This is a genomic window from Mesorhizobium sp. M0598, assembly GCF_040320865.1.
Taxonomy (GTDB): Bacteria; Pseudomonadota; Alphaproteobacteria; order Rhizobiales; family Rhizobiaceae; genus Mesorhizobium.
Genome location: NZ_JAMYQL010000016.1, coordinates 17,613 through 30,896, shown reverse-complemented (window position 1 = coordinate 30,896; position 13,284 = coordinate 17,613). Strand labels below are relative to the sequence as shown.

General features: G+C 64.0%; 12 protein-coding genes and 1 pseudogene. 8 read left to right on the top strand and 5 right to left on the bottom strand.

The annotated features are described in order from the left end of the window. The first annotated feature begins 44 nt into the window (after positions 1–44). The 6 genes from NKI59_RS19940 (at position 45) to NKI59_RS19915 (ending at position 5,371) form a co-directional block, all read left to right on the top strand. The gene (locus tag NKI59_RS19940; RefSeq protein WP_352617243.1) at positions 45–932 is read left to right on the top strand and encodes a LysR substrate-binding domain-containing protein; all 888 of its coding nucleotides are present in this window, start codon (positions 45–47) and stop codon (positions 930–932) included. A 122-nt stretch (positions 933–1,054) separates the two neighbouring features. After that, positions 1,055–2,149, top strand: a complete 1,095-nt coding sequence (locus NKI59_RS19935; protein ID WP_352706294.1) for an ABC transporter ATP-binding protein — start codon at positions 1,055–1,057, stop codon at positions 2,147–2,149. Between the two features lie 67 nt (positions 2,150–2,216). Next, entirely contained in the window at positions 2,217–3,332 is a 1,116-nt protein-coding gene (locus NKI59_RS19930; RefSeq protein WP_352706291.1) for an ABC transporter substrate-binding protein, read from the top strand. Positions 3,333–3,349: 17 nt separating this feature from the next. After that, positions 3,350–4,183: an ABC transporter permease gene (locus tag NKI59_RS19925; protein ID WP_352706288.1), complete on the top strand. Its 834-nt coding sequence runs from the start codon at positions 3,350–3,352 to the stop codon at positions 4,181–4,183. Positions 4,184–4,187: 4 nt separating this feature from the next. After that, positions 4,188–4,994: an ABC transporter permease gene (locus tag NKI59_RS19920; RefSeq protein ID WP_352706285.1), complete on the top strand. Its 807-nt coding sequence runs from the start codon at positions 4,188–4,190 to the stop codon at positions 4,992–4,994. An 89-nt stretch (positions 4,995–5,083) separates the two neighbouring features. Continuing rightward, positions 5,084–5,371, top strand: coding sequence for a DUF982 domain-containing protein (locus NKI59_RS19915; protein ID WP_352451481.1), 288 nt, complete (start codon positions 5,084–5,086; stop codon positions 5,369–5,371). Between the two features lie 43 nt (positions 5,372–5,414). On the opposite strand, the gene NKI59_RS19910 is transcribed toward NKI59_RS19915, so the two are convergent. From NKI59_RS19910 to NKI59_RS19895, 4 genes and pseudogenes are all read right to left on the bottom strand, one after another. Next, entirely contained in the window at positions 5,415–5,723 is a 309-nt protein-coding gene (locus NKI59_RS19910) for a HigA family addiction module antitoxin (RefSeq protein WP_352455430.1), read from the bottom strand. A 25-nt stretch (positions 5,724–5,748) separates the two neighbouring features. Continuing rightward, positions 5,749–6,027 (bottom strand): annotated as a pseudogene (locus NKI59_RS19905) (type II toxin-antitoxin system RelE/ParE family toxin). A gap of 153 nt (positions 6,028–6,180) precedes the next feature. Then, positions 6,181–7,248, bottom strand: a complete 1,068-nt coding sequence (locus NKI59_RS19900) for a glycosyltransferase family 2 protein (RefSeq protein ID WP_352706282.1) — start codon at positions 7,246–7,248, stop codon at positions 6,181–6,183. 470 nt (positions 7,249–7,718) lie between these two features. Continuing rightward, on the bottom strand, positions 7,719–9,050 hold the full coding sequence (locus tag NKI59_RS19895; protein WP_352578468.1) for a dicarboxylate/amino acid:cation symporter: 1,332 nt from the start codon (positions 9,048–9,050) through the stop codon (positions 7,719–7,721). A 238-nt stretch (positions 9,051–9,288) separates the two neighbouring features. Here NKI59_RS19895 and NKI59_RS19890 point away from each other — a divergent pair, with 238 nt between their 5' ends. After that, a complete protein-coding gene (locus NKI59_RS19890; RefSeq protein ID WP_352706279.1) occupies positions 9,289–11,148 on the top strand; it encodes a sensor histidine kinase in 1,860 nt (619 codons plus the stop codon). A 6-nt stretch (positions 11,149–11,154) separates the two neighbouring features. Continuing rightward, positions 11,155–12,510, top strand: a complete 1,356-nt coding sequence (locus tag NKI59_RS19885) for a sigma-54-dependent transcriptional regulator (protein ID WP_352706277.1) — start codon at positions 11,155–11,157, stop codon at positions 12,508–12,510. Positions 12,511–12,540: 30 nt separating this feature from the next. Here NKI59_RS19885 and NKI59_RS19880 read toward each other — a convergent pair whose 3' ends face one another. Beyond that, entirely contained in the window at positions 12,541–13,284 is a 744-nt protein-coding gene (locus tag NKI59_RS19880; RefSeq protein WP_352706274.1) for a 2OG-Fe(II) oxygenase, read from the bottom strand.

The following is a 13,284-nucleotide window of genomic DNA, read 5'->3' as shown; positions in this document are numbered from 1 at the left end:
AAAAGTGATATGTTTTCCCGGCTCATGCAAATTCGGTTCACCTCTTGAGAATTCCCTCGACGCAGGCGCTGCGCGCCCTCGACAGTTTTGCCCGCCACGGCAGCGTCTGGCGCGCCGCCGACGAACTACATCTGACCCGCAGCGCAGTCAGCCATCAGCTTCGCCTGCTCGAACGCGATCTCGGCTTCGACCTGCTCGAGCGCATCGGCAAGGGCGTGGCACTGACGCCGCGCGGTCAGCGCTATGCCAGCGACGTGCGCAAGGCGCTGACAGTGCTGGGCGACGCGGTGACACGCCATGCCGGCACCGGCATCGGCGGCTCATTCAGTGTCAGTTGCACGCCGGGTTTCGCCTCGCTGTTCCTGTGCACCCATATCGGCGAGTTCCGGCAGATGTACCCCGATGTCGCACTGCGCATCCTGACGCCGCGGCGTCTCGATGATGTCAGCAACGCCGAGGCCGACGCCTTCATCGCCTTCGGCGTCGGCAACTGGCCGAACCGCGCGGTCGAGCTGCTGTGCGAAATCTCCTTCACGCCGCTGTGTAGCCCTACCCTGCTCAACAAGATCGGCGGCTTCTCCAAGCCGGCAGACGTGCTGCGCGCCAATCTCCTGCATCTTGGCGATACCGAGGACTGGGCGCGCTGGCTGGCGCTGTCCAAGGTCGAGAACCCCGACCCGGAAGGCGGCATCTTCTTTTCCGACATGAACCTGGTCTTTTCGGCGGCGATCGCCGGCCAGGGCATCGCCATGGGCGACGAGCTGACCAGCGGCCGGGCACTGAGCGAAGGCCGGCTGGTCCGCCCCTTCGACATAGCGATCAATTCCCCGCGCTCGTATTTTCTGGTTTCCGAGCACGCCAAGGCGGCGCATCCGGTGCTGGAGGCGTTTGGGCGGTGGCTGAGGTCGAAGCTGTCGGAGAACCAGCGTTAATCTCCCCCTCGAGGGGAGATTGGCGCATAGATGAATCAAATTTGCCGGTCAGGCGAAAACTATTCGGTTGCGGTGGGCCGCCGCCCTGCCTACGATTTCGGCTACGCTAAGGAAAGGGCAGGATGCAGCAACCCGGCCGGGCCGCAGAGATCAAGGCAATCGGGATCGGCAAGAGCTTCGGCTCGTTCCGTGCGCTGGACGATCTGACGCTCGATATCGGCCGTGGCGAGTTCCTTACCCTGCTCGGCCCCTCCGGTTCCGGCAAGACCACCTTCCTGATGATCCTTGCCGGCTTCATTCAGCCGACCGACGGTCGCCTTTACAGCGACGGCGTCGACATCACCGAGCGGCCGGCCGAGCAGCGCGCCGCCGGCATGGTGTTCCAGGGCTACGCGCTGTTCCCGCATATGAGCGTCGAGGCCAACATCGCCTTCCCACTCAAGGTGCGCAAGAAATCGGCGGCCGAGATCAAGCGCCGCGTCGGCGAAATGATCGAGCGCGTCGGGCTCAAGGGCCACGAGAAGAAACTGCCGTCGCAATTGTCCGGCGGCCAGCAGCAACGCGTGGCGCTGGCGCGGGCGCTGGTGTTCGAGCCGGGCGTACTTTTGCTCGACGAGCCGTTTTCGGCGCTCGACAAGGGCCTGCGCGGCCAGATGCAGGCCGAAATGAAGCGGCTGCACCAGGAGACCGGCACCACCTTCGTCTTCGTCACCCATGACCAGAGCGAGGCGCTGGCATTGTCGTCGCGCGTCGCCATCTTCAATCATGGAAAATTGCTGCAGGTCGGCGCGCCGGACGAGGTCTACGACCGGCCGGATAACCGCTTCGTCGCCGAGTTCCTGGGCGAGATCAACATGCTGCCGCTGAAGGGCGTGCGCCCGGCCGACAATGGTTCGACGGGCCTCTGCGAAGACCGCGCGATCAGCATGCGCTGCAGGGCCGAGAAGGTCCGTGGCGATGCCATCCTGGCGATCCGGCCGGAATACATGTCGATCGCCCGCGAAGCCGCGGCAGGCGAGAACGGCATTGCCGCGACTGCCGTCGCCTCGACCTATCTCGGCGCTGCAACGCGGCTCGATCTGACGACGCGCCAAGGCGCCAAGGTGACGGTCTCGGTACCGAACGAGGTCGCCGCCTCTGCCCTCAGCAAGGGCAATTCCGTCTGGCTGACCTGGCCCGCGGAGAAAGGCTTCCTCCTTTCGGATGGAGAGCAATGACGATCGGCGTGGCGAATTCGCCAAGCTGACATTCAGGAAATACCAACGACAAAAAAGGGGAACTGACATGACAAACCAAACCAAGAAAAATTCCATCGAGGCGCTATCCGCCAGGGCAGTGCGCGGCGAGATCTCGCGCCGGCAGTTCACGCAGCTGGCCGCACTGGTGCTGGCCGGCACGCCGATGCTGCTGCGCTCGACCGGCGCCTTTGCCGCGGCGAAGGAACTGGTGCTGGTCAACTGGGGCGGCGACGCCATCACCGCCTATGACGCGGCCTATGGCCAGGCCTTCACCAAGGAGACCGGCATCACCGTCAAGATGGACGGCTCCGGCCCGACCGAAGGTGCGATCGCGGCGCAGTTCAAGAGCGGCGCGCCGACCTGGGATCTGGTCGACGTCGATCCGTTTTCGGCCATCACGCTCGGCGCACAGGGCATGCTCGAGCCGATCGACTATGCGGTCGTCGACAAGAAGAAGATGCGGCCGGGATTCGGCTGGGAGTACGCTGCCTCGACCTATTTCTTCTCCTACGTCATCGCCTACGATGCCGAGAAATACGGCAGCCAGGCACCGACCGGCATGGCCGACTTCTTCGACGTGGCAAAATTCCCCGGCAAGCGTTCGCTCTACAAATGGGGCGTGTCGAGCTGGGAAGCGGCACTGCTCGCCGACGGCGTCGCGCCGGCCTCGCTCTACCCGCTCGACCTCAAGCGCGCGCATGACAAGATCGCCGCCTTCAAGGAAAACGTCGTCGCCTATTGGGGTGGCGGCGCCGAAAGCCAGAGCGTGCTGCTCAATGGCGAGGCCTCGATGGCGATCGTCTGGTCGACCCGGGCTTCGCTCATCGAGCAGGACAGCGGCGGCAAGATCAAGTTCATCTGGGACCAGGGCCTGATCTCGCCCGGCGCGCTCGCCGTGCTCAAGGGCAATCCCGGCGGCAAGGACGCGGCGATGAAGTTCATCGCCAGCACCCAGGACCCGGAGAAGGAACTCATCATGTTCGACAAGCTCGGTCAGGGTCCGGCCAACCCGGCCGCCGACGCGCTGATCCCCGCCGACAAGAAGCGCATCAACCCGGTCGATCCCGAGAACATGAAGAAGCAGATTCCGCTCGACATGGATTGGTACGCCAAGAACTACGGGGCAGCACTCGACGAATACACGAAGATCATCTCCGCCTGACAAGCCGGGATAACCGGATGAGAGCATACCTCTCCGACAGGATGGGCGCGGCGCTGTTGATGGCGCCGCTGCTCCTCTTTCTTGTGCTGGCCTACGCCTGGCCATTCCTTGGCGTGGTTAAATGGAGCTTTACCCTGCCCACGCCGGGGCTGGGGCAATACAATGCGCTGCTCACGGATCAGTTGGTGCAGTCGGTCTTCATCCGCACGCTGCGCATCGCCGCGATCGTGACGATCGTTTCGGTTGCCGCCGCCTATGCCATCACCGTTGTCTGGGTGCGCGGCACGCCGGCCCAGCGCGTCGTGGCCGAGTTCTGCATCCTGGTGCCGTTCTGGATCTCGGTGCTGACGCGCGCCTTCGGCTGGGTGGCGCTTTTGTCCAATCGCGGCCTGATCAACACCTGGCTGCAGGCGGTCGGCTTCATCTCGGAGCCGCTGGCGCTGGTGCGCAACGAGTTCGGCGTTATCGTCGGCATGACGCATTTCCTCATTCCCTTCGCCGTGTTTCCGCTGGCCTCATCGATGCGCAGCCTCGACGATCGCGTGCTGCTGGCGGCGCGTGGCCTCGGCTCCAGCCGCATGCGCACCTTTTGGTCGGTATTCGTGCCGATGACCCGCTCCGGCATCATCGGCTCGGCGCTGATCGTCTTCGTCTTTTCGCTCGGCTTCTTCGTCACGCCGGCGATCCTCGGCGGCGGCCGCAGCGTGATGATCGCCGAGCTGATCTATCTCCGCATCTTCCAGAGCCCGGACTGGGGCCTGGGTGCCGCGATCAGCGTGGTGCTGGTGCTGTTCGTCGGCGCGCTGATGGCGCTGCTTTTCCGCTATATCAGACCAAAGCAATTGGTGTAGCGCGATGCCGACCTACCGCCCCGGTCCCGTCTCGCTGATCCTCGCCGCCCTGGTCGCGCTCTTCCTGCTGCTGCCGCTGCTCGCCGTCATTCCGGTGTCGCTGACGCCGAGCCGCATGCTGGCGATGCCGTCGGGCGAATTGTCGCTGCGCCATTACCGGGCGCTGATCGAGGATCCGCGCTGGATCAATTCGATCCTGCTCTCGATCAGGATCGGCATCGTCAGCAGCGCCTTTTCCACCGTGCTGGCGCTCTGCTTCAGCCTCGGCATCTGGATGTTCCAGCCGCGCTTCACGGCAGCATTGGTCGGTTTTGTGCTGCTGCCGATGGTGGTGCCGCCGGTGGTCTCGGCAATCACGCTCTACTTCCTGCTGACCTCGATCTCGGGGTTCTCGTCGTTCTTCGGCTATGACACCTGGCTGGGTGTCGCCATGGCGCATGCGGTGATGACGGTGCCCTTCGCCACGGTGCTGATCCTGGTGTCGCTCAGCCAGCTCGACCGCCGCATCGACCTCGCCGCCCGCGGCCTCGGCGCCACCGTGTGGGAGCGCGCCACCCGCATCATCATGCCCAACATCAAGTTCGGCATCGTCACCGCGGCGTTGTTGTCTTTCGTGCTGTCCTGGGAAGAGATCGGCGTCACCCTGTTTATCACCTCGGTCAACGCCATCACGCTGCCGCGCTTGATGTGGATGGGCCTGCGCGACAACATCGACCCGGCGATCGCCGCACTCTCGGTGATCCTGATCGTCATCACCGTGCTGGTGCTTGTGGCGCGAAGCGTCGTGGTCAGGCTGCGCGCGGCGCAGTAGACGCCGCCTCACGCCGTGGTGACTGGCGCGAATGAAACCTTGGGCTACGATTTTCGTTATAGATGGTTCAACAGGTCGAAGGCCCCGCCATGAACCAAGGATGGTTTGCCAAGCCGGTTGCGGTTGCGGTCGGCATCGTGGGAGATATCCGCAACATTTCCAACGCACGGCAGGCTGTCGCGTTGCTGGAAGCCCACTGGCGTGACACCGGCAGCGCCAAACACGGGGTGGCACTGCGCACATGCCGCCGCGCCATGAGCGACGATCGCTGGACCGAAGCCGCCAGGAACGCGTTCATCGAGGCCGCGCGGGAAGCGCATGTCCTGGTCGAGCGAGCCGTCGAACCGCAGGACCGGTCCAGGCAGGCGGGACCGTGATCGATTTGTGAGAGCCTCGGTGGTTCGGCCGATCTATTGCATCTCAGGCAGCATGCAGCCTTGGAATGGCGCTGACGTCAACCTCGCGTTCCGCGTGCCACGCATCATAGGCGGCCTGCATCCTGAGCCAGATCGCGGCGCCGTCGCCGAACATCTTTCCAAGACGGGCAGCGACAGCCGGCGACACCGGCTTCTTTTCGCGGATGATGTCATAAAGCTGCTGGCGCGAGATTCCGAGCAGATTGGCGATCTCCACCTTGGTCTTTCCGGTTGCCGGGATAATATCGTCAAGCAGCGCTCCAGGGTGGGATGGGCAGCGCTCCATCGGACGCATCGGCTCATACACGCTCATAATCGATTCTCCAATCTAAGCCGTCTCAATGGTACTGTTCGAAATCGACGCGGGCGGCATCATTGGCGTCGAATTCGAATGTGATGCATCACGGCCCGTTGACATGCACCGTGTAGCGGATCGGGTTGAAGCCCTTCAAAGCGTGGAAGTCGAAGCCGAGCAGGTCCATGTCATCCGGCCTTTCCGAAACCTCCAAACGGTCAAGCCGGACAAGGATGCGCTTATGCATCTTGGCGTCTATCTTTCCGGTCTTTCCGGTTTGAAAGAGATCCGCCAGCGCCTTGTGCTTGAACGACTTGACCATGCAACATGTAAGCATATTGCTGACGCGGGTCAAGCAGGTGTAAGCAAATGATTTACAGAATGGTCCGAGCCCATCGGAGGCAATAACTACGCCCGCTGGATGCTGGGCCGGGCCAGCCGAATACCTGGCGGACCCATGTCACGGCATTATCCGCTAACCCATAGCGTGGCGGATGGTCTTGGACAGGCGGCTCAAAAATGCCGGCCTCGACGATGCGTCGAGCTTCCACGACAGCACCGCGGTCGCCATCTTCCGCGGCAACACCCCGACCGACAGGAACCAGGCGGCAAGGATTGCACGCCGCCGCAGGGATGCGGTCATTTCGAGGCTGGCGACGGCGCCGGCCGCCCCGAGCGCCAGCCGGGAATCGTCGGCCACGGGATGTCGGTCTCTGTCCGCGCAAAGCGACGCCAGCCGCTCTTCCAGGTGGACCGGATCGTGGCGGACAGCATCCGACGGCACGATGGTCAGGCCGATCCCGGAGGCCTGGTCAGACAGCGCCTGCATGCGGCGGAAATCGTGAGTTACCCGCCAGCGTGCCCGCTCGGCGAGCTTTTCACCGAAGACTGAATGGTTGGCGCCATGGATCCGGTAGGCGCCGAGGCATTCGTCGATCGATTGGACATGCCCGTACATCGGCGCCAGCGTTGCCAGATAGCCGTCGGCGCCCTGGCGGAACTCCGGCTCCGGTATCGGCATGATCGATTCGAGCGTTGCGCGGTCAAAGGCCAGCCCGCTGGTCACTGTCGTCTGATAGCGGCCCTTGTGCAGGAGTTTCGGCATGACGTCACCGCTGTCGAAAGGCAATTCGGGCGGCGGAAAGACATCCTTGATGCGCTGTCCTTCGTCGACGATATGCAGTCTGGACTGGACCTGGGCGGTTGCCTCGTCCCAGGTTTCGACGATGGTGGAGACGGCGGTTGGATAAAGATAATCGTCGGCGTCGAGGAACAGGACGATCTTGCCCGAGCTCGCCGCAAACCCGGTATTGAATGCCGCCGCATGCCCGCCATTTTGCGCTCGCGGGCATGCGAGGATTTCGTCGCGATACGATTCCATGATTGTCGTGGAATTGTCCTGCGATGCATCGTCGACGACGATGACTTCGACATCCGCGTAGTCCTGCTCGAGGGCACTGTCGATGCTGCGTTTGAGGAACCGCGCATAGTTGTAATTCGGGATGATGATGGATACCGGAATTCTGTTTTGGACAGACTGCATCGCGTTTGACCTCGCATCTTGCGTTGGTTCGGCAAAGGCCCTCATGGGCCTGCCCCCTCTTCAAGCGCCCCTCTTCAGGCGCGACGAGTTCCCCTCAGAAAAGCTTGCGCTTTCCACCAGGAGACGGGTCACGTTTCGCTTGCGACTTCGCAGTGAGGCCGCCATTGCCTTCGAGGGCTGCCGCCATAGTCAGAACGCGGTCGGCAGCAAAAGCTCCGACGGTTCGGCAAGGATGATGTTGCAAACCGAGCCCGACGGAAATGTCTCGCCTCGCGATCAGGTCGGGAGCGAAGCGGACGGTGCCATGAAGGCACGGCGGATACTGGCCTGCAAATGCGGCTGGAACAAGCCCCGCGTCGAAAACAGGGCCACTTCAGGTTGCGTTTCAGGCGGCATACTGCGACCGCCGCCGCTTTTGCCCCGGAGCCGGCGAACCGCCTCCGGGCCTTATAGTCGTTTGGCCTAAACAGTCAGGCGGCCTGCAAACCCGGCTGCGACAGGTCGACTTCCTCCGGCAAGTCACCGGCCATAGCGGCGGCAAACTTCGTCTGGTCGAGTTCTCCCTCCCAGCGCGCCACCACCACTGTCGCCACCGCGTTGCCGATGAAGTTGGTCAGCGCCCGGCATTCCGACATGAAGCGGTCGACGCCGAGGATCAGCGCCATGCCGGCGACCGGCACGGTGGGGACGACCGAAAGCGTTGCCGCCAGGGTGATGAAGCCGGCGCCGGTGATGCCGGCGGCACCCTTGGAGCTCAGCATGGCGACAGCGAGCAGCAGGATCTGGTCGCCGTAGGTGAGCGGCGTGTCGGTCGCCTGCGCGATGAACAGCGCGGCAAGCGTCATATAGATGTTGGTGCCGTCCAGATTGAAGGAATAGCCGGTCGGGATGACCAGACCGACCACCGAGCGGTTGCAGCCGGCGCGCTCCATCTTGGCCATGAGGCCCGGCAATGCCGCTTCCGAGGACGAGGTGCCGAGCACCAGCAGCAGCTCTTCCTTGATGTAGCGGATCAGCGCCAGGATCGAGAAGCCGTTGTAGCGGGCGACAGCGCCGAGCACCACCAGCACGAACAGCAGCGCGGTCAAGTAGAACGTGCCGATCAGCATGGCGAGATTGGCGATCGAGCCGATGCCGTATTTGCCGATCGTGAAGGCCATGGCGCCAAACGCGCCGATCGGTGCGGCCTTCATCAGGATAGCGACGAGGCGGAAGATCGGCGTGGTCAGCGCCTGCAGGAAATCGACAACGGGACGGCCGCGATCGCCGACCAGTGCCAGCGCGACGCCGAACAGCACCGAGAAGAACAGCACCTGCAAAATGTCGCCCTGCGCGAAGGCGCCGGTGATGGTGTCGGGGATGATGTTCATCAGGAAGCCGACGATGGTTGTGTCGTGCGCCTTCTCGGCATACGCCGCCACCTTGGCGGTATCGAGCGTGGCCGGATTGATGTGCATGCCGGCGCCGGGCTGAACGACATTGGAGACGACCAGGCCGACGACAAGCGCCAGCGTCGAGAACACCAGGAAATAGATCATCGCCTTGCCGGCGACGCGGCCGACCTTCTGCAGGTCGGAAACGCCGGCGATACCGGTCGCCACCGTCAGGAAGATCACCGGCGCGATCACCATCTTGACCAGCTTGATGAAGGCGTCGCCGAACGGCTTCATCGCCTCGCCGGTTTCGGGATAGAAATGGCCGAGCAGCACGCCGGCGGCGATCGCCGCCAGCACCTGCACATAAAGATGCCGGTATAAGGGAAGTTTGCCGCGCGGCTCGGCGGCAGCGATTGCTGTCTGCATGACGTCCTCCATGGCGCCCCGATCGAAAGCTCGACTCCCCGGGGCAGTTGTTTTGAGACCAGCAGCCTCGCGACTGCTGAATTCGTGTTTGCAACAGCCGTGCCAGATACGCAGAAGAGTGCTTCAGCATTGATTTTATTGAGCATTCGCAAACGTCCGCACTGCCGGACGCATGGTCAAGTGCGACTCTCCGCATAGGTCGAATTGTGTTTTGTGCGAGTTCATGCACAAATGGGCGATGCTGCAACGCCCCGCCGGTGCCTTGTCTTCGACGCCCGAGCAACTCGCCAGGCGGGCGCGCCGAGCCTGGTTGCTGTTTGCGGCCGTCGCCCTGCTGATCGTCACCGCAGCGCTCTACGGCGCCGGCCTCTACGGCCGCACCGCCGAGGTCGAGACCCTGGCGGCGCAGGGGCGTACCGACGCCAATCTGAAGGTCGCGCTGCTGCGCGCCGTGCTCGAAAGCCCGCGTGCCCTGCCCCTGCTTTTGTCCGCAGACCAGCAAGTGCGTGACGCGCTGACGCAGAAAAATGCCGCGGCAATCGATGTGCTGAACCGCAAGCTCGAGGGGCTGGTCTCCGGCACCAAGGCGTCGGTACTCTATGTCATCGGCACCGATGGACTGGCGATCGCCTCCAGCAACTGGCGCGAGCCGATCAGCTTCGTCGGCAACGACTACCGTTTCCGCGATTATTTTTCCGGCGCGATGCAGGCCGGAACCGCCGAGTATTTTGCGCTCGGCAATGTCAGCAAGCGTCCCGGCCTCTACATTTCGCGCCGCGTCGGCGATGCAGCCGCACCGCTCGGCGTCGTGGTCGTCAAGATGGAGTTCGACCAGCTCGAAGCCGACTGGCGCGAGGCGAACCGCCCGGCTTATGTCAGCGACGAGAATGGCGTCGTGCTGATCACCAGCGTGCCGTCCTGGCGCTTCATGACAACCGCACCGCTGGCCGCACCTAAGCAAGCCGCGATCCGCGACAGCCAACAGTTCGGCGACGCGCCGCTTGTGCCGTTGCCGATCAAGCACCCGCAGGCGCTCAGCCCGGATGTGTCGATTGTCCACGCGGTGACGCCCGGCGGCAGCGACGCGGAGTATCTCAGCCTTTCCACGACAGTTCCTTCGACCCCCTGGCGGCTCGACTATCTTGTCCCGGTCGAAGCGCCGATCGCCGCCGCCGTCCGCGAAATGAGGCTTCTTGCGCTCGGCGTCGTCGTCCCGCTGCTCGGCCTTGCCGCGTATCTGTTGTGGCGCCGGCAGTCGGCGCAGATGCGGATTGCCGCCGAACAGGCGGCCCGCACCGAACTCGAACGCCGCGTCGTCGAACGGACCGAGGATTTGAGCCGCGCCCGCGACCGGTTGCAGGCCGAGATAACAGGCCACCGCAGCACGGAAGCCAAGCTCCAAATCGTGCAGCAGGATCTGGTCCAGGCCAACCGCCTCGCCATCCTCGGCCAGGTCGCGGCCGGTGTCGCCCATGAGATCAACCAGCCGGTCGCCACCATACGCGCCTATGCCGACAATGCCCGCACCTTCCTCGACCGCAAGCAGACCGGGCCGGCCGAGGAAAACCTCGGCGCTATCGCAGCCCTTACCGAACGCATCGGCTCAATCACCGAGGAGTTGAAGGCATTTGCCCGCAAGGGCCGCACCGCCGCCGAGCCTGTCGAATTGCGCGGCGTCGTCGAGGGCGCCGTCATGCTGTTGAGAAGCCGCTTTGCCGGCCGGCTCGACGCATTGGCCATCGACCTGCCGCCGCCGAGCCTCAAGGTCATGGGCAATCGGGTGCGGCTCGAACAGGTGCTGATCAACCTCTTCCAGAACGCGCTCGAAGCACTCGACGGCCGCGACGACGCTCATGTGCAGGTGTCGATCGAGGAGACCGCGGACGGCGTGACGGTCGACGTGTCCGATAACGGACCCGGCATTCCACCCGCGATCCTCAAATCACTGTTCACGCCGTTCAACACCTCCAAGGAAAAAGGCCTTGGCCTTGGCCTCGTTATCTCGAAGGACATTGTCGCCGATTATGGCGGCCGCATCGAGGTTTCAAGCGACGACAGCGGCACCCGCTTCACCATTCATCTCCAGACAGCAGCGTAAGCCATCATGACGAACGACAATGCCGCGCCGGTGATCCTGATCGACGACGACCGCGATCTCCTCAAGGCCACCGTGCAGACGCTGGAGCTTGCCGGCTTCTCGGTCTCCGCCTTTGCGGTGGCGGCTGAGGCGCTGGCCGGGCTCGATGCCGGTTTTACCGGCGTCGTGGTGTCGGATATCCGCATGCCTCAGATCGACGGCTTGCAGCTTTTCAATCGCATCCTGCGGCTGGATGCCGACATTCCCGTCATCCTCGTCACCGGCCACGGCGACATCGCCATGGCCGTCAAGGCGATCAAGGACGGCGCCTACGACTTCATCACAAAGCCCTTCGCCGCCGACCGGCTGGTACAGAGCGTGCGCCGCGCAGCGGAAAAGCGCCGCCTGGTGATGGAGAACCGCGCGTTGCGCGAGGCGGCCGGAGAGGCGCAGGACGGCCTGCCGCTGATCGGCCAGACGCCGGCGATGGACAGGCTGCGCCGCACGCTACGCCAGATCGCCGACACCGACGTCGACGTGCTGGTGACCGGCGAGACCGGCTCCGGCAAGGAGGTGGTGGCAAGCCTTCTGCATCGGTGGAGCCGCCGCGCCAAGGGCAATTTCGTCGCGCTGAATTGCGGCACGCTGCCGGAGACCGTCATCGAGAGCGAGTTGTTCGGCCACGAGGCCGGCGCCTTCACCGGTGCGCAGAAGAAACGGATCGGCCGCATCGAGCATGCCAGCGGCGGCACGCTGTTCCTCGACGAGATCGAAAGCATGCCGGTCTCGACACAGGTGCAGATGCTGCGCGTGCTGGAGATGCGCGAGGTCACCCCGCTCGGCACCAACGAGGTACGGCCGGTCGACCTGCGCGTCGTCGCCGCCGCCAAGGTCGACCTCGGCGATCCGCGCCAGCGCGGCACGTTTCGCGAGGATCTCTATTACCGGCTCAACGTGGTGACGATCTCGATCCCGCCGCTGCGCGAGCGCCGCGACGATGTCGCCCTGCTGTTCTTCTATTTCGCCGAGCGCGCCGCCGCCCGTTTCCACCGCCAGGTGCCGGCAGTGCCGGCTTCGGTGCATCGCCATCTGAGCGACCATGACTGGCCGGGCAATGTGCGCGAACTGGCGCATTTCGCCGAGCGGTTCGTGCTTGGATTGGAGGAAGGCGCCGAAGCACAACCCCCTGCCCCGACCGAATCGAACGCCGCCATGAAGCTGCCGGAGCGGCTGGAGCGCTACGAGGCCGACATCATCCGCGAGACGCTTGGCCGCAACGACGGCGACGTTAGGCGCACGATCGAAGCGTTGGGGATTCCGCGCAAGACCTTCTACGACAAGCTCCAGCGCCACGGCATCGTGCGCAGCGATTTTTCCAGGTAACCGCCACCGGGCCTCGACCGGGCGGCTCGGTTACTTGGCGTCGTGGAAGATGATGCCGACGGTGTGGCGCATGCCGGAGCGAAGCCGGCTGACGCCGTGCCTGAGATTGACGCGGTAATTGCCCTTGCTGCCCCGGACCGGTCGATTGTGGACCGCGAAGGCGACCGCATCGCCCCGGCGCAGCGGCACCACCTCGGCGCGGCTTTGCATGCGCGGACGCTGCTCGGTCAGCACGAACTCGCCGCCGGTGAAATCCTTGCCTGGTTCCGACAACAGGATCGCGACCTGCAGCGGGAACGCCAGATCGCCGTAGAGATCCTGGTGCAGGCAGTTGAAGTCGCCGGGAACATATTGCAGCAGGAGCGGCGTCGGCCGCGTCTGGCCCTGCTCGTGGCATTGCCTGAGGAACGCGGCGTGTTCGTCGGGATAGCGCTGCGCGATACCCATGCGCTGGTTCCAGTCGTTGGCGACCGCAGCCAGGCGCGGATAGAGCGCGGTGCGCAAGCCGCCGATCAAGTCGGGCAAGGGATAGCGGAAATAGCGGTACTCGCCCTTGCCGAAGCCATGCCGCGCCATATGGACATGGCTGCGGAAATGGCTCTCGTCCGAATAAAGTTCGGCAATCTGCCGGCACTCCTGCGGCGTCAGCAGCTTTTCCATCACCGCGCAGCCATAGCCGCCCAGCTCATCGGCCAGCGTCCGCCAATCATATCCGGCAACGCGCCCCTCCGCCGATTTCACCGCCGCTTTCGCGCCTATCGAATGGATGGTCAT